Below are 17,128 nucleotides of genomic sequence, written 5' to 3' on the forward strand. Positions count from 1 at the left end.
TTTATAAAAAAAGAGGGAAAATCCCCTCTTTTTTATACGTCATAATTCACTACATAATGCTGCATTTCTGTATTGTAGTAGCCTTCGCTATATTCAATTACTTCGCCAACTTCATCGTAAGAATAACGCATGCGTTTTAATAGCGCTGTCCCCTCTTTTTCACCTAGCGCTTCTGCAACGAAACTAGGCGCGAGTCCAACTGCGAATTCATCTCTGAAGTTTTCTAAATGAATACCTCGGTCTTCAACTAAATCATAAAGCGATTGCAAGTCAAAATCCGATAAATCTGAACTTGCCATTCCTGCTGAGAAATAGTGCGTATAATGAATGTACGGTGCATCATTTAACGTATATAAACGTTCAATACGAAAACTCTCCTTACCGAATAATCGAAATGGCACTGTTCCTTCTTCATTCTGCACAATTTCTGCTTTTAGCAATTTCTTCTGTACTTTATATCCTTCTTCCACTAACACTTCAGTAAATTTCTTACCCTTTGACAGTTTTGTCGCAGAAGTATTGCGGATGACTTTCGTTCCTTTACCGCTTTTCTTTTCCAAATATCCTTCTTGAGCGAGTTCTTTAATCGCATTTCGCACTGTAATTTTACTCACTTTGAACTCTTCTTCTAACTGCGGTTCGGAAGGGATATTCGTATGAATCGCATATACACCATGCAATATTCGATCACGAATAATATTTTTTATTTGCAAATATAATGGTCCTTTTTTTCTCGTTACGTTCACCGTTACACCCACTACCTTTCTACATCACCTACTGATGCCGTCATTGCCCGAAGTATATCCTTCTCTGATGACATTGGCGTATCACCGACGATTGTATGTGCTAGCATTCCAGCTGCTGACGCAAATGAAACAGCTTTCTCTGGTGCGAACTCCTTTATCTCGCCATGAATAATTCCGCTCGTATAAGCATCTCCAGCACCTATTCTATCATATACAGAAAACGTAAGTGTTTTTGCAAAAGTGAACGTTCCATCTTTACATATAAACCCGCGAAGCGAATGTGTATTATCACTGTTAATAGAGCGATGAGTACCAGCGATTGTAGCGATATGATACGTTTCAGCTACCTTTGGAATAAGATCAACAAGTTGCGCCTCTCGCTCCGTTTCTTCGGTTTTTATTCCTAAAACAAACATTGCATCTTTTTCGTTCATCATAACGATATCAGCAAGTCCCAGCATTTCTTCATAATGCGGTTTTGCCTGTTCATATCCGTCTTCTCCCCAAAGTGATGGACGATAATTACAATCAAAAACGACGGTTCCTCCGTTTTCTTTAACTGCTCTCGCTAAAGACTTCATATGATGGCGCACCGTATCATTCATCGCAAGTGTAATACCGCAAAAATGAACGATATCAATTTCCTTAGCAATTTCTTCAAATTGGTATATCTCTTCAGACGCCGTATTGAAGCTACTTTCTAGTCGATTCGAATACGTAACGCGGCTTGCACGTGCACCGAATCCATTTTCTAAAAAATACATACCTACATATTTACCACCTCTTGAAACAAGAGAAGTTTGAATTCCTAACTTTTGAATGTAAGATACAGCTGCATCTCCAACCGAATTTTCCGGTAAAGTTGAAATAAGAAGCCCTTCATGCCCTAAGTGAGAAAGTGCCGCTACAACGTTCACACCTGTACCTGAAAATGAGTAATTTAACGTGTTAGCTTGCGACAACAATTCATATCCAGGTACTTGCAGGCGCATCATTACTTCACCGAACGCTGCAATTTTCTTACGCATATTGATCAACTAGCTTCTTCACGACTGCTAATAATTCACGCACATCTTCTACTTTCGTGTTACCAGTTTCTTTATCAATAATAGAAGAGTACACGTGCGGGATAACTTGCTCTACATTTGCCTCAAGCGCAATACGTACAATTGTTTCGAAGTTTTCTTTATCAATTCCGCCTGTTGGCTCTAATGCGAATTCTTCTTCCGCACAAGCTTTCGCAACTGCGCGATATTCTTCTTCATGGGCTAGCCCTTTCATCGGGAAGTACTTCAATGAATTTCCGCCCATATCACGTACAAGTGCAATCGCTGTTTTAATTGGAACGATTGCTTTTTCTTCTCCAGCCGCACTAATTGGGCCAGTAGAAATATTTACGTAACCTACTTTTCCTGTTGGCGATACTAAACTATTAATCCAGCTATCTTTTTCGCCAAGATTTGCACGTGTCGCTCCAACTGAAGGAAACACTTGGTTAATATGGCTACCAGGATAATGCTTCGCAATTTCAGCCACAACTGCCGCTTGGCGATTATCTCCTGCGCCTAGTCCGATTGATACAGCGTCATCAATTTCTTTTCCATATGCTTTCATAGCTGTAACAGCTTCTTCTACTGTTGGATAGTCTTTTGATAACACTCCCACTACTACATAACCTTCTGCTGCTTCAAAAATATCTTTCGCATTTTCTATATTGTTTGCCAATACATTTAATGCTACGCGGCCTTTATAAAAACGTTTTTGAATGTTTGTCATTTTAGTTTCCCCCTACAATTTCTCTCATTTTTTCTTCAATTACATGTATGTCATCACCTTGAAGTGGACGTGGATCGATATCAAAGAACCCTTGTCTTACTCCGTAATCACGTGTGTAAATTGCAATTTCCCCGTCGCGTAATGCAGCCACAACGTCTTTTGCCGATTTATTTAACTCTTTTTCGTTAATATGAATACGTGCTCTAAAGATTGCTCTTCCAGCTTCATCTTGAACGATCGTTACATTTACACCATTTAATTCTTTTAGCGGCATAAGTACTTGTAGCAATTCTTTTTCTTGCTCGCTCTTATCTTCTTTTACTCCGTACTCATCAAGTGCTTGAAGTAAACCAAAAGTTGTTTCTTTCCCAACTTTCATGCTTCTTCCGATACAATGTAATTGCACTTTCAGCCATTCAATATACTTTCTTTTACCGCCCACAATACCAGAAGTAGGTCCTTCAATTGCCTTTGAACCGCTATAAATAGCAAGATCTGAATACTTCACATATTTTTGAATGTCTTCTTCAGCTGCTGCATCCACGATAAGCGGTACGTTATTTCGCTGCGCAACTTCCCATGCTTCTTCAACAGAAATCATATTTTTTTGCACTGCATGATGTGATTTCACATACAGAATCGCTGCTGTATTTTCACCAATTGCATCTTCAATATGCTCTGCTTTCCCTTCATTTGCATAGCCAACTTCTACAAGTTTACCGCCGCCTAAGTAAATCATCGTTTCAACAGGAGCACCGTATTGAACGTTATGACCTTTTAACATAATCACTTCGTTTTTCGCGATTACTTCTTGATGAAGTCTTTCACTTTTACGGCGATTTCCTTCTGTAACGATACCAGCGATAGAAAGCGCAATTCCGCTCGATGCTGAATTCACAACGACCGCTGCCTCTGAATCTAGAATTCTCGCAATATGGTCTCCTGCTTTATCTACTAAATCAGCAATTTCCACATAATTTTGTCCACCATGTTTCATCGCATCCATTACCGTATCTGTAGGAGCAGATACACCTAAAATACTCATTCTACCGCTCGCATTAATTACTCTTTTTAATCCGTACTTAGCATTCAATGAATGACCCATTAATTACAACCCCTTTCGTATCAATCCTTCTTTCAGCAATGCGCTGATCCCCTTCTGAATCAATTAACGTAACCTTCTCATCTTTAACCGTAAATAAAGTTAAGTTTGCAATATCTCCTTCTTGAATACGGCCAAGCTCTGGTTTCTTAAGCCACTCTGCCGCATTTTTCGTAACCGCATCAATCACTTCTTCTAGCGGATAACCTAAGTAAAGGAATTTCGAAAGAACATGAGCCATACTATACACTGGACCGTGTATACGGTTCTTTCGGTAAATATCTGTACTAATTGTATGAAAGGCAATACCGTGACGCTTCGCTGCTTCTGCTACTTTAAAAGAAAAACTAGCATTACCGTGACCAACATCTAAATGTACGCCGCGATTCACTGCATCTAGTAACACAGGTAGCGGTTTTCCTTCTTCATCAAATAAATTATTTTCTTTCCCGTTTAAGTAATGTGTAATAACATCATCTTTTTCTAAAAGAGGTACAACTTCCTCAATGCGAGGAGGCGCTGAACCGATATGTACCATAATCGGTAATGATGTTTCACGGGATAAAGAGCGCGCTACATGCAGCGGTTCAATTCCACTATCACAAACGACGCTTTTACTCATTCTCGCCTTTAACCCAACGATTACATCTTTATACTTTTCTACTGCTTCTATTACTTTCTCTTTATCTATCCATTCCATATTGGATAATTCATCAATTCGTTTCAAACCGATGCGAGAAATATTTAAAAAGGCAAATAAATTTGTCTTTGCCTGTTCTCTACTTTTTACTAAATCTGCAATGCGATCAGCTCCGCAGCTACCCGCATCAACAATTGTCGTTACCCCTTGCTTAACGCCAATTTCATCCACTTCATCGCCATACGGATCAAACTCTGGAAAAGCATGAACGTGTAAATCAATCCAGCCACTCGATACGTAAGTACCAGAGCAATCAAGAACCTTTCCACCCTCACCAGCACCAGCTTTCGTCACCTGTGCGATTTTATTATTTTCAATTACAATGTCAATCTCTTCCCCGTTCACACGTTTCACATTACGTAGTACGAATCGTTCTGTCATTGTACTTCCACCCTTTTCTATAAGAAGCCATAAGAATACGCTTACATTAAAGTTTCATTTTTATATCTCTTTCACACGTTTAGCGTAACACAAAAAAAGGGAGAAGTAAATATAACGTTATAATGTTTAAAAGCGAATAAAAAGATGCTCCTCCAAAATGCTAATAGTATAGGAAATTATATCAACGATTTTTTGAATATATCTATCATAACTTACAATATATCAACGATTTTTCAATTATATCTACCGTAACTCACAATATATCAACGATTCGACAAAGAATATCGATTTACCGACAAAAAACATCAATCCCTTTCTTATATATACGAAGAGGTTGCTCCAAACGGAACAACCTCTTTCTCTATTCCTGAACCGTCACAATAACCCCATCCATATTGTTCCCGGAAATTTCATACTGCTTGTTTGCTGGAACGTTCACTTTCATATTCTCAGAAACTTTATAATAAGAAACAGTATATTTCTTACCTTCGACTTCAGTTGAAATCTCTTTTTCCTCTTTTAAAAACCCTAAATATTCCTCTAGTGTGAAATTCTTTTTTTGCATAATTGCGCTATGAGGTAAGCCTACATAACGTATATGCCATGGCTCATATTGAATGCCTGTAATGTTACTTTTATTTTTCGGATAACGTAATACAAAGCCATGCTTCCATACGTTCTCTTCAATCCATTTTCCTTCAGGCGCTTTCTCCATTTTCTTTTGAGTAGACCCAATGTCCAGTGATAATCCTAAGTTATGTTCACTGTATCCTGCTGGAAGTGCATAATTAGATCCCATTTTTTCATATAGCTGTTTTTGCTCTTGGAAATCTCTATAGCCACTACTAATCAAAAAATGGTTAACACTTTCTTTTCCAGCCGCATCGACAACGTTCAAAAACTTTTTCACAACATCCTTTGATAAACGAAGATTTCTATCAAATATTACATAGCCTCTCACTAATTCACTATTATGATTTACATTTATAATATCAGACCTAATACTATCTTTTTTTACTGGGTAATCCCTGTTAACTAATAATAAATCGCCCTTATAAATTTGTTCCTTCGTAATCTCTTTCCCATCGGTGTTTGCCGCCTTTACTAGCTCATCTTTCCCGATAATTTTAACGTCGATTTCCTTTTGAAATAACGGTGATATATAAACGCCTACACATACTGTGCATACTATAAAAAAAGAAATAAATACCCACTTTTTCATTTCTAGTTCCTCCTTAACGTAACTTACGTATAGAATAGAAAAAACTATTAAAATAAAAAGTGGGGTAAAGTTTAAATTTTTATTAAATTGTTACATTCTCGTCTTTTGGCAATCGTACTTCAAATATCGTTCTAACTACATTGCTCTCAGCAGAAATCGTACCGTTATGTTGCTCGACAATATTTTTCGCAATAAATAGTCCAAGGCCTGTCCCGCCACGGTTCTCAGTTCTTGCTTTATCACCTGTATAGAACATATCAAAAAGATACGGTAAATCTTCTTCCGGGATGCTATCTCCGTAATTCGTAATTTGTACGACAACTTCTCCATTATCAACATACCCATTCATATCAACAAATTGTCCATCATAGCCGTAACGAACGGCATTTGTTAACAAGTTTTCAAATACTCTAGCTAACAATTTTCCATCACCGTGCATCGGTAAATGAGGAGCCACATTCAATCTAGCTTCTAAATGATGTTTTTCTAATAACGGATACAATTCCTCCTCTAACTGTATAAGCAACTCACTTATATCAATCGGCTTTTTATCCAGCTTTAGCATGCCATAATTCATACGTGTAATTTCAAATAGCTCATCAATTAAACTTTCCAGTCTTTGCGATTTTGTATATGCAATTGTGGAGAAATGTTTAATTTGTTCTTTTGTTAAATTTTCATCTTTAAGAATTAAATCTAAATATCCTAACACGGATGTTAATGGTGTTCTTAAATCATGAGCTAAATTCACAACAAGCTGATCTTTACTACTTTCAGCAAAGTCTCCTCTTTCAACAGCTTCTTTTAACTTTTCACTTGCAACATTTATTTCACGCGCGATATTTCCAAACTCATCATTTGATGAAACTTGAACTTTATTCGTAAAGTTACCGTTCGCAAGATGATGAATCCCATTAGAAATTTCATCAAAGTATTTTAAATACGGTTTTGTCAAAAAGAAGAAAAAGATAATAGATAACGGAATAAAGAAAATTAAAAAGAAATTAATGTCTCCAAATTCCCTTACCATTGACCTAAATTGTGCTAAAGGCTCTTCGTAGCGAACCATCGTTTTATAATACAGCTGCAATCCTTTATAAATTATATAAGTTACAGTTGCTGCAAGTACCATACTTAACGCAAATAAGGCAATCATTTTAAATCGAAAACTTTTCATCATATTAGCCATTAAAAGTATAACCTACTCCCCACACTGTTTTTATTAATTTATCCTTTCTTTTATCTTCTCCAAGTTTCTTCCGCAACGTACGAATATGTACCATTACTGTATTTCCACCTTCATAATAATCGTCTGCCCATACGTGCTGAAAAATATTTTCTACATTGTACACTTTCTTCGGATGACTCGCTAATAAATATAAAATATCAAACTCTTTCGGCGTTAATTCAATTTGCTCACCATATACATCAACCGTCCTACGCTCGGGATTAATTACGACTCCGCCTAGTTCTAAAGCAGATTTACTCTCCGCTACTTTCGGTTGATTTAACGTAAAAAACCTACGCAGTTGTGCATTTACACGTGCAACTAATTCAATCGGTGTGAAAGGCTTCGTCATATAATCATCCGCGCCTAGTACAAGACCTGTCACCTTATCAAAGTCCGAAGTTTTCGCGCTTAAAAAAATAATCGGCATATGATGTTTCGTACGAATTTGACGCGTCACCTCATACCCATCCATTTTCGGCATCATAATATCTAAAATTACCAAGTCGATTGGCTGCGTTTCAATAATATGAATTGCCTCTTCTCCATCAGCTGCTTTCACGACGTGGTACCCTTCTTTTTCTAAATGTATCTCAATTAAATCAGCAATTTCTGCCTCATCATCCGCTATTAAAATTGAAATGCGCTTCATTTTACTCCCCCTTTTTCATTCCATTTTTATACGCTCGATTGTAAACTAGTCTATCCAATTTGTACAATACAAAAAGGCTACTCGTTAGAGTAACCTTGGTAAATAAAATTATATCAGCGATTTTCCAATTATATCGACCGTAACTCAAATTATATCAGCAATTATTGAAATATATCGACTTACCGACAATGAACGACAAAATCCTCTCGCTATTTGCGGGCATCCTAATGAAACTTCCATTTACCGCTCAAACACAATCCGCTGCTTCGTAATTTCTTCCAATCTTCCGCGATCTACTTCATACTCAGCATCAACGCTTTGCGGCACCATCACTTTCCCGCCCTCAAGCATCACTTCCGGCCAAATAATATCCTGCTCCCAATGTCTACTAGAAGCAGATATATCTCCTGGAATCGTAAAGTTAGGCAATGACGCAAGAGCAACATTTTGCGCTCGTGAAATCCCCATCTCTACCATACCACCGCACCAAACGGGTACGTTATGTTCCATACAATAATTATGGATTTGGATTGATTCTGTTAATCCGCCCACTCGCCCTGGTTTAATGTTCACAATTTGGCAGCTGCCAAGCGTAATCGCAACGCGTGCATCTTCTAAACTATGAATACTTTCATCTAAACAAATCGGCGTTTCAATTTTCTTTTGCAATTCTGCGTGATCAAGAAAATCGTAATCCGCTAACGGTTGTTCAATCATCATTAATTGGAATTCATCTAGTCGTTTCAGCCTCTCCGTATCCCCTAATGTATATGCTGAGTTTGCATCAGCCATTAACGGGATACCTGGGAACTCTTTACGAATCTCTTTCAATAATTCGTAATCATGCTCTGGCTTTATTTTCACTTTAAAACGCTCGTATCCTTCTTCCGCGTACTTCTCGATTTGTTTTAACATAACTGGAATCGTATTAAGGCCAATTACAACGCCGACTTCAATTTCAGACTTCGTTCCGCCAAGCAATGTCGCTAACGATTTCTTTTGACGCTTCGCATATAAATCCCAAACAGCCCCCTCTATTCCGGCTTTTGCCATTCGGTTTCTTTTTATATGTTGAAATAGACCCGGTACCTCATTCGGATGAGAAATTTCAGCCTTTAATAAATCAGGTATTAAAAAGTCTTGCAGTACATGCAGCGCTGTCTTCACCGTTTCTTCCGTATACCACGGTTCAGAGAATGCAACGACTTCCCCAAATCCAATGTACCCGTCCGTATCCTCTAATTCAATAACGATACTCTCACGCTTTTCGTAAGTCCCGTAGCTTGTAGCAAACGGGATTACGAGTGGCATTTCCGTTATATACAGTGTCGCTTTTTTTATTTCCACCTACATCTCCTCCACTAATTGTCTTAACTCTCGTCTTAACAATTTTTTCGAAGCGTTACGTGGTAATTCCTCTAAGAAACATGCTTTCTTCGGCACTTTATATTTCGCTAATTTCTCCTCGCAAAAATGAAGAATTTCTTCTTCTGTTACCGCCCCGCTTTTCACAACAAAAGCAGCTGGTACTTGTCCCCATTTGTCGTCAGACATACCGACAACGCCAGCTTCCGCTACTGCCGGATGGGAGAGTAACACTTCTTCAATTTGAGCTGGGTATATATTCTCTCCGCCAGAAATAATTAAATCACTGCGGCGATCTAATACGTATAAAAACCCTTCTTCGTCTAAATAACCGAGGTCGCCAGTATGAAGCCATCCGTTTTGAATAGTCTCTCGCGTCGCATCTTCACGGTTAAAGTAACCGCCTGTTACGTTCGGTCCTTTTACTACGATCTCGCCTTCTACTAACGGCGGTACTACTACGCCATCTTTTTCAATACGAAGTTGGCACTGAAATAGTGGTTTTCCAGCTGATCCTACTTTCGTTAACATGTAATCTGCGGATAACGTACAAATTTGCGAAGATGTTTCTGTCATACCGTACGTTTGATATACAGGAATTCCTTTTTCTACACATGCTTCTAATAGTGGTTTTGGCGCTGGTCCTCCGCCAAGTAACATGCATCGTAAAGAAGATGGATATGTCTCTGCCCCAAGTCGCTCTAATAAATCAGTTAACATTTTAGAAACGACAGAAATAATTGTTACTCCTCTCGTTTGAAGTGCTTTATGAATAAAATCAGCATCATATTTCGGAACAAGTAAAATACGCATGCCATACATAATGTTTTTCATTAAAAGAGATAGCCCGCCAACATGGAACATCGGCATGCAGGCTAACCAACAATCATCATCACGAAGTCCTAAATTAAGCGACGAACCGACTGCGCTTGCCCAATGATTGCCGTACGTTAAAATAACGCCTTTCGGTTTGCCTGTCGTCCCAGACGTATAAATAATTGTCATCGCTTCTTCTAAAGAAAACTCTTCTTGTATAGAGGCTTCCTCTTTTGGTCCATTCATCACTTCGGCTAATGAATAAACAGGAACATCTTTAGCATCAAAATCTTGATCCGTTACTAAACAAACAACTTCAGCATCATCCATTTGCCAAAGTAGCTCTTCTCTTGAAAGACGCGTATTTAAAAGCACAGCTACTGCACCTACATAAGATAGGGCGTGAATAACTGTAATCATCTCCATACCATTTTTCATCAGAACAGCCACCTTTTGCCCTCGCTCCACTCCAACATGCGTGAGGTGTTCACAAACAGATACTACTTTTTCATGCAGCTCCATAAAAGTAACTTTCTCTTCCTCTATTTCAATTGCAGTGCGATCTGGTGTTAAAAATGCACGTTGCATTAACCAATTTGGTATCGTCTCCATCATTCATTCTCCTTTCATGAAAGAAAGAGACTTGATATGATATCAAGTCTCTTAGTTGTTTTGTTTCCGGTTTGGTCTTATCCAGCTACGCCTCCTAGCCCCTTCCGTCTAAGAACCTTCCGCACGAGAAAGTAAAAAACACTTTCTGTGCGAAAGAACCTTAGCCTACGAGGCTAAACAGTCGGCTCCGCTTTTAAAACATCCAGCTACAGCAGCTAGAATGCTCGGTGGCTTCACTTCTTCCTACGAGGCAAAAAGCGCCTCTACGTCAGAAGCTCCATCCCCCTCACATTCTGAACGAGCTGCTTTCGCTTTTGGTTTCATCCAGCTACAGCGGCTAGAACAGTCGGTCGTTTCACGCCTTCCTACGAGGCAAAAAGCGCCTCTACGTCAGGAGTTCCAACGCCCTCTTGTTCTAAGCAAGCCGCTTCCGCTTTTGGTTTGATCACGGGAAACGAGGGAATTGACCGAAGTCCGGACTGCGTTTTTCTTTGAATGCGTCGCGACCTTCTTTTGCTTCGTCAGTTGTGTAGTACAATAACGTTGCATCTCCAGCTAGTTGTTGAATACCAGCTAGACCGTCTGTGTCTGCGTTGAATGCAGCTTTTAGGAAACGAAGTGCCATTGGGCTGTTTGCTAAAATTTCTTGTGCCCATTGTACTGTTTCTGCTTCAAGCTCTTCTAATGGTACTACAGTGTTTACTAAGCCCATATCAAGTGCTTCTTGAGCGTTGTATTGACGGCATAGGTACCAAATTTCGCGAGCTTTCTTGTGGCCTACCATACGAGCTAAGTAACCAGCTCCGTATCCACCGTCAAAGCTTCCTACTTTAGGACCTGTTTGTCCGAATACAGCGTTGTCTGCAGCGATTGTTAAGTCACATACGATATGAAGTACGTGTCCTCCACCGATTGCATAACCTGCTACCATTGCGATAACTGGTTTAGGAATTGCGCGAATTAGACGTTGTAAGTCTAATACGTTTAGACGTGGGATTTGGTCATCACCTACATATCCGCCATGACCGCGAACTTTTTGGTCGCCGCCAGAACAGAATGCACGTCCACCTTCACCTGTTAAAATGATAACGCCAACATTTGCATCATCACGAGCTTGTGCAAAAGCGTCGATTAACTCCATTACCGTTTTTGGGCGGAATGCGTTATGTACTTCAGGACGGTTAATCGAAATCTTTGCGATACCATTGTATGTTGAATAAATAATATCTTCGTAATTGCCTTCTTTTACCCATTCAATAGCCATTACAACTACCTCCTTGTATATTTCTGATTTCACCTATAAGCGTGGCTTCCTTCTTGCTGAAAAAAGTATCACTGCATAGTTTTTAGAAATCCCTTTACTATTGTATCAAACTTTTCCGGTTGTTCCACATGAATTGCATGGCCAGCACCATCAATTTTGACAAATTTCGCGTCAGACACGCAGTTTTCGATGTTTTTTAATATGCGGAAGAACTTTTCATCATATTCTCCGTTCATTAAAAGAACAGGTATTTTTAAGTTTTTCAGCTCATCCCACCATGAAGGCTGAGCCCCAGTTCCCATGCCGCGCAAGCTATTTGCGAGCCCTTTTGGGTTGTTAGCAAGTCGTTCTTTTCGCACCGCTTCTTGTACGTTTTTTGCTAAACGTTTTTGCGTTTCAAAAAGCGGAATATTTTCCCACATCGATACAAAAATTTCTATGCCTTCTCGCTCAATTTTATCGGCAAGTCGATCATCTTTTTCACGACGTTCTTTTCTATCCGCTTCGTCTTCGAGCCCAGCTGTACAATTTTCTAATAAAAGAGAGTGTACATAATCTGGATATAGACATGCCATCGTAATCGCCAGTCTTCCTCCCATTGAGTAGCCAAGTATATGTACTTTTTCAATATGAAGGTAATCTAGTAGTTCTTTCATTTGCAATGCCACATTTCGGATATCATAATGCGCAACATCTTCAGGACTCTCCGTCTTTCCGTGCCCAACAAGATCAACTACAATAACTTGAAACTGCTCACTCCATGAAGAGATAAAAGAACGCCACGTTTCCATGCTTCCCGTAAAACCATGAAGAAGTAGAAGTGGTTCCCCGCTTCCGACTACTTCATATTCATACGATACACCTTGCAGCGTTACGTTCATTTTGATTCACCTTGCAACGATGTAGTAATTACGTCCTGTGTTTTTGCCCATAACGTACGGTGCAATGTTAAGTTTTCATCACGATTCGTACAAATTTCCACAACGTGTAAACCTTCTGTCGTCGTTCCTTTTCGAACTTCTTCTCGGAATTGCTCCCAACCATTTACACGGCTAAATGAACCGCCGTACATTTTGACAACATGCTCATAATCAAGTCCAATTGGTGTTCCAAATAATGATTCAAAATGTTCCTTTTTCTCATACTGTGGTAAGAATGAGAAAATACCCCCACCATCATTATTTACAACGACAATTGTTATGTTTAATTCATGTAATTTCGCTGCCAACAGCCCGTTTAAATCGTGATAAAATGATAAATCACCAATTACTAATACAAGTGGATCGCAAATAACGCTTGCTCCTAGAGCTGTCGAAATGATTCCATCAATACCATTTACACCACGGTTTGCCATCACATGGATGTTTTTATCCGATGTGAAGAAGAATGAGTCTGTATCACGAATTGGCATACTATTGCTCGCAAATAACGTTGCGTCTTCTGGTAATACGCGCACAATATCTGTAATAACCTTTCCTTCAAATGCAGTTTCATATGTTTCCATTTCACGAAGCGTTTCCTTCGTTTTTTCGTTTATATGTTGCCACATTAGGGACCAATCATTCTTTTTCATAACTGGCATTTTTTCTATTAATGCCTTGCAGAATTCAATGTCACTTGCTTGTACAACTTCTGTCGCAACAAGAGCTGGATCTCTCCATTGTCCTGATTCATCGACAACGATATGAACTGCTTTTGTTTGTTTTTTTATGAACTGCGTTAATGATTTAGAAACAGGCATACCACCAAAGCGAATTAAAACGTCCGGTTTCCATGTTTCTTTTAACTTTTCATTTCGTAAAAATGTATCATAACAGTCAATTACCATCGTTTTATCGTGGTGTCCGCTACGAATATTAGAAAGTGGGTCTGCTAATATAGGATAGCCAGTTTTTTCAGCTAGTTGCGTTGCAAACATTGCGATTTCTGCATGACTATCATCTCCACAAATAATAAGCCCCTTTTCCATATGTGAAAGGCGCCCTACAAGAGAATCTACATATTCACTCGGCATCACCGCGTTTCCTTGCTGAACTACTCCTGTATATTCACTACGTCCTTTATCCCATAAGCTTTCTAGTGAGAAATCAGGGATAAGTGGCTCGCGAACTGGAAAATTAAGATGAACAGGACCCTGCGGTGCTAAACAAGCATTTGCTACTATACGCTGCGTCGTCATACGAGCGTAATGATACATCGCTTCACTTGCTTCTGGCAGTGCCATCTCTGTAAATTGTTTCACAAAAGTACCGTATAAATTAAATTGATTCATTGCTTGTGGTGCACCCACATCTCTTAATTCATGCGGTCTATCCGCTGTTAAGACGATAAGTGGGATCCTTGAATGAAAAGCTTCACATACAGCTGGATAATAGTTCGCTGCTGCTGTTCCTGACGTACATAATAATGCTACTGGGCGTTTTTTTGCTTTCGCAATACCGAGCGCGAAAAATCCTGCTGATCTTTCATCCACATGTAAATATGTGTTCATTCCTTCGTGTTGTTCCATTAGTAAAGCAATCGGCGTTGACCGTGAGCCTGGACTAATGACAACATCACATACATCTAGACGCGTCAGTTCATCCACGAACGCGCCTAAATAATATGATAATGCTTCTATATGATTGTTCATTTCATTAATTCCTCCAAAGCACCAAGCATCGGTCTAAACTTCAAACTTGTTTCTTCATATTCAAGCTGCGGGATTGAATCAATTACAATACCACAACCGGCAAATAAGGATGCTTTCTCGCCGTTTAATAATCCGCAGCGCAGCGCAACCGCAAATTCACCATTTCCTTCATCATCTATCCAGCCAATCGGTGCACCATACAACCCTCTGTCTAACAATTCAACATCACGGATCAGTTTCATCGCTTCCAAACGAGGTGTCCCGCCAAGAGCTGGTGTTGGATGTAATTCTTCTACCATTGTTAAAAGACTCGCATCGCCTTTTGCTTCTACAGGCGTATATAAGTGAATTAAGTTTTTCGTTGTTAATAAACCTGGGCTTTCCGGAATATTAACGTATTCGCAATGTTCATTTAGTACCGAGCGGATCATGTTAACAACATACCCATGTTCAGCTAAATTCTTTTCATCATGAAGAAGCGCATTACTATTTCGCTTACTTTCTTCTATAGAATGACCATGACCGATTGAACCCGCAAGACACATCGATGTAAATTTCTCATCTTCTTTGCGAATTAATCTCTCAGGCGTCGCTCCTAAGAAGCATGCTCCTTTATAATCAAAAGAAAATACGTAACAATCCGGTTGACCAATGCGAAGTGCTTCTAAAACAAGAGCAGAATCAATCGAATGATTCATCTCTACTTTTAGTTCCCTCGCCAATACAACCTTCTGCACGTTACCCTGCTTCATCTCATCTTGTACTTTTTCAATTGCTTTCATCCAGCCTTTCGGATCCACTTCTACTTTAGAAATAACAGTCAATTTCGATCCGTTTAGCGCACATTTACTCTCTCCCAAAATCTTCTCTTCTAAAGAAATCATTTCGTTAGAAAGAGTTTCTGCACAATCTGTTGCTGAAACAAATGTATTCATCGTTAACCATGCTTTTTCATTTTTTACAGTTAATAAAAATGCTGGTAGTGAAAATGTCGTATCTTTAAATTCTTTCCATAGGTCCGTTTTCTCTTTTTCTGGATCAAATGAAAAACCACCAAATAAAAGCGGACCCGTTCCAAATTCATATTCATCTCTTTGGACAAATGCATTCTCTTTTACTTTCTCCCACTCGTCGCGAGCGGTTTGAAAGCGCTTATGAGAAGAATTTGCTATAGTGAAAACAGAGCCAATTCCTGCAAATATTACATGCTGAGCCGGGTCTGCAAAATAACATCTATTTTCGAATGAAATCCTTTTTCCTGCTGCATAGAACAGAAGCGGATCCACCCAGTCTATTTGTTTTACAAAACTAACCAATGTTTTTTCGTTAGTTGCACGCTTGATAGCTGCAATAAGAACTTCTTGCAAGCCTTTTTGTTTCGTTTGAATCACAATTGTCTCCCCCCTATGGGCGAAAAATAGTCATAATTACGCTTGATTTTAAGATACACCTCAAACGAAAGGCCTGTCAACGTTTAGCATTTCTGAGAAATTCACCTTCTCTTCCTAGAAAATAAACGTTGACACTAAATGATGCTTTTTCTACACTTAGTTGTGTACAATATGTGACCAAAGGAGGATTCAACATGGAAATGAACGTCAAAACGAATTCCTCTCCTACGGCGCCAAAGCCAAGTAAGCAAACAGGCTGGCGCATCTGGTGGAGTTTACTACGTCCCCATACATTAACAGCCGCTTTCGTACCTGTTTTCATCGGAACAGCATATTCGATGCAGGTCGGAGGTATAAATCAAATACATCTTCCTCTTTTCCTTATGATGCTTCTTGCTTGTCTTCTCATTCAAGCAGCAACAAACATGTTTAATGAATACTTTGATTATAAAAGAGGACTCGATCACGAAGGTTCAGTTGGTATCGGCGGCGCTATCGTTCGCGATGGCATTCAGCCAAAAACAGTGCTTAACTTAGCATTTGGATTTTTCGGCATCGCAATACTATTAGGTGTTTATATTTGTATAAATTCTAGCTGGTGGCTTGCTGCAATCGGTCTTGTTTGTATGGCCGTTGCTTACCTTTATACAGGTGGCCCACTTCCAATTGCATATACACCATTTGGAGAGTTGACAGCCGGATTATTTATGGGTGTCATTATTATTGGGATTTCATTCTTTATTCAAACTGGAACTGTAACATCAGAAGTCATTTTACTATCTATTCCAAGCTCCATTTTAATTGGTGCCATTTTACTAGCGAATAATATCCGTGACTTGGATGGCGATAAAGAAAACGGTCGTAAAACGTTAGCAATTCTCGTTGGACGCGAGCGAGCGGTTGGTGTACTTGCTTCGATGTTCATCGTTTCCTACATTTGGACAATTGCTTTAATTATCGTGGGCATCGTATCACCATGGATGCTTATCGTATTTTTAAGTGCGCCGAAAGCATTTAAAGCGACGAAAGGCTTTATCGGCAAAAGCATTCCGATAGAAATGGTACCTGCGATGATTGCAACAGCAAAAACAAATACAATCTTCGGTTTCCTAATGGGAATCGGATTATTACTTGGATACTTTCTATAAAAGGAGCTGCTTATGCGGCTCCTTTTTCATATCTAAAATTCATCTCATAATTCCTACTCTCAACGCTCATACTATGTAAAGAAACTGAATTGT

At 39.2% G+C, this 17,128-nt stretch carries 15 protein-coding genes; 1 reads left to right on the forward strand and 14 read right to left on the reverse strand.

Annotated features, from left to right (window positions below; genetic code table 11):
• Positions 1-32 precede the first annotated feature (32 nt).
• From ACUL40_RS16515 to ACUL40_RS16580, 14 genes are all read right to left on the reverse strand, one after another.
• Positions 33-758 carry a GntR family transcriptional regulator gene (locus ACUL40_RS16515; protein ID WP_000539278.1) on the reverse strand — a complete coding sequence of 242 codons (726 nt, stop codon included), beginning with the start codon at positions 756-758 and terminating at the stop codon, positions 33-35.
• Positions 758-1,774, reverse strand: coding sequence for a sugar kinase (locus ACUL40_RS16520; RefSeq protein WP_001227516.1), 1,017 nt, complete (start codon positions 1,772-1,774; stop codon positions 758-760). Before ACUL40_RS16520 ends, ACUL40_RS16515 begins: the two co-directional genes overlap by 1 nt.
• On the reverse strand, positions 1,767-2,522 hold the full coding sequence (gene dagF / locus ACUL40_RS16525) for a 2-dehydro-3-deoxy-phosphogluconate aldolase (RefSeq protein ID WP_065212173.1): 756 nt from the start codon (positions 2,520-2,522) through the stop codon (positions 1,767-1,769). The genes ACUL40_RS16520 and dagF overlap by 8 nt, the downstream gene beginning before the upstream one ends.
• 1 nt (position 2,523) lies before the next feature.
• Positions 2,524-3,627 carry a DgaE family pyridoxal phosphate-dependent ammonia lyase gene (locus tag ACUL40_RS16530; RefSeq protein WP_023523247.1) on the reverse strand — a complete coding sequence of 368 codons (1,104 nt, stop codon included), beginning with the start codon at positions 3,625-3,627 and terminating at the stop codon, positions 2,524-2,526.
• Positions 3,605-4,705: an amidohydrolase/deacetylase family metallohydrolase gene (locus ACUL40_RS16535; protein ID WP_000139930.1), complete on the reverse strand. Its 1,101-nt coding sequence runs from the start codon at positions 4,703-4,705 to the stop codon at positions 3,605-3,607. The genes ACUL40_RS16530 and ACUL40_RS16535 overlap by 23 nt, the downstream gene beginning before the upstream one ends.
• A gap of 361 nt (positions 4,706-5,066) precedes the next feature.
• Positions 5,067-5,927 (reverse strand): M15 family metallopeptidase, encoded by an 861-nt coding sequence (locus tag ACUL40_RS16540; RefSeq protein ID WP_229174543.1) that lies wholly within the window; start codon positions 5,925-5,927, stop codon positions 5,067-5,069.
• Positions 5,928-6,009: 82 nt separating this feature from the next.
• Entirely contained in the window at positions 6,010-7,116 is a 1,107-nt protein-coding gene (locus ACUL40_RS16545; protein WP_074047392.1) for a sensor histidine kinase, read from the reverse strand.
• The gene (locus ACUL40_RS16550) at positions 7,109-7,807 is read right to left on the reverse strand and encodes a response regulator transcription factor (RefSeq protein WP_000822489.1); all 699 of its coding nucleotides are present in this window, start codon (positions 7,805-7,807) and stop codon (positions 7,109-7,111) included. The genes ACUL40_RS16545 and ACUL40_RS16550 overlap by 8 nt, the downstream gene beginning before the upstream one ends.
• 240 nt (positions 7,808-8,047) lie before the next feature.
• The gene (gene menC, locus ACUL40_RS16555; RefSeq protein ID WP_000403318.1) at positions 8,048-9,154 is read right to left on the reverse strand and encodes an o-succinylbenzoate synthase; all 1,107 of its coding nucleotides are present in this window, start codon (positions 9,152-9,154) and stop codon (positions 8,048-8,050) included.
• Positions 9,155-10,600, reverse strand: coding sequence for an o-succinylbenzoate--CoA ligase (locus ACUL40_RS16560; protein ID WP_065382419.1), 1,446 nt, complete (start codon positions 10,598-10,600; stop codon positions 9,155-9,157).
• A 445-nt stretch (positions 10,601-11,045) separates the two neighbouring features.
• The gene (gene menB / locus ACUL40_RS16565; RefSeq protein ID WP_000963881.1) at positions 11,046-11,864 is read right to left on the reverse strand and encodes a 1,4-dihydroxy-2-naphthoyl-CoA synthase; all 819 of its coding nucleotides are present in this window, start codon (positions 11,862-11,864) and stop codon (positions 11,046-11,048) included.
• Between the two features lie 68 nt (positions 11,865-11,932).
• Complete coding sequence (gene menH / locus ACUL40_RS16570) at positions 11,933-12,745, reverse strand: 2-succinyl-6-hydroxy-2,4-cyclohexadiene-1-carboxylate synthase (RefSeq protein ID WP_001103356.1); 813 nt, start codon at positions 12,743-12,745, stop codon at positions 11,933-11,935.
• On the reverse strand, positions 12,742-14,496 hold the full coding sequence (gene menD / locus ACUL40_RS16575) for a 2-succinyl-5-enolpyruvyl-6-hydroxy-3-cyclohexene-1-carboxylic-acid synthase (protein ID WP_001059189.1): 1,755 nt from the start codon (positions 14,494-14,496) through the stop codon (positions 12,742-12,744). The genes menH and menD overlap by 4 nt, the downstream gene beginning before the upstream one ends.
• Positions 14,493-15,887, reverse strand: a complete 1,395-nt coding sequence (locus ACUL40_RS16580) for an isochorismate synthase (RefSeq protein WP_000616738.1) — start codon at positions 15,885-15,887, stop codon at positions 14,493-14,495. The genes menD and ACUL40_RS16580 overlap by 4 nt, the downstream gene beginning before the upstream one ends.
• Before the next feature lie 194 nt (positions 15,888-16,081).
• On the opposite strand from ACUL40_RS16580, the gene ACUL40_RS16585 reads away from it, so the two are divergent.
• Entirely contained in the window at positions 16,082-17,035 is a 954-nt protein-coding gene (locus ACUL40_RS16585) for a 1,4-dihydroxy-2-naphthoate polyprenyltransferase (protein ID WP_065212167.1), read from the forward strand.
• Positions 17,036-17,128: the final 93 nt, after the last annotated feature.

The organism is Bacillus sp. KNSH39, from assembly GCF_052656585.1.

Coding starts and splice junctions, on each gene's coding strand:
- ACUL40_RS16530 (WP_023523247.1), bottom strand. CDS start 3,627: ATGGGTCATTCATTGAATGCTAAGTACGGATTAAAAAGAGTAATTAAT.
- menD (WP_001059189.1), bottom strand. CDS start 14,496: ATGAACAATCATATAGAAGCATTATCATATTATTTAGGCGCGTTCGTG.
- dagF (WP_065212173.1), bottom strand. CDS start 2,522: ATGACAAACATTCAAAAACGTTTTTATAAAGGCCGCGTAGCATTAAAT.
- ACUL40_RS16540 (WP_229174543.1), bottom strand. CDS start 5,927: ATGAAAAAGTGGGTATTTATTTCTTTTTTTATAGTATGCACAGTATGT.
- ACUL40_RS16545 (WP_074047392.1), bottom strand. CDS start 7,116: ATGGCTAATATGATGAAAAGTTTTCGATTTAAAATGATTGCCTTATTT.
- ACUL40_RS16520 (WP_001227516.1), bottom strand. CDS start 1,774: ATGCGTAAGAAAATTGCAGCGTTCGGTGAAGTAATGATGCGCCTGCAA.
- menH (WP_001103356.1), bottom strand. CDS start 12,745: ATGAACGTAACGCTGCAAGGTGTATCGTATGAATATGAAGTAGTCGGA.
- ACUL40_RS16585 (WP_065212167.1), top strand. CDS start 16,082: ATGGAAATGAACGTCAAAACGAATTCCTCTCCTACGGCGCCAAAGCCA.
- menB (WP_000963881.1), bottom strand. CDS start 11,864: ATGGCTATTGAATGGGTAAAAGAAGGCAATTACGAAGATATTATTTAT.
- ACUL40_RS16560 (WP_065382419.1), bottom strand. CDS start 10,600: ATGGAGACGATACCAAATTGGTTAATGCAACGTGCATTTTTAACACCA.
- ACUL40_RS16535 (WP_000139930.1), bottom strand. CDS start 4,705: ATGACAGAACGATTCGTACTACGTAATGTGAAACGTGTGAACGGGGAA.
- ACUL40_RS16550 (WP_000822489.1), bottom strand. CDS start 7,807: ATGAAGCGCATTTCAATTTTAATAGCGGATGATGAGGCAGAAATTGCT.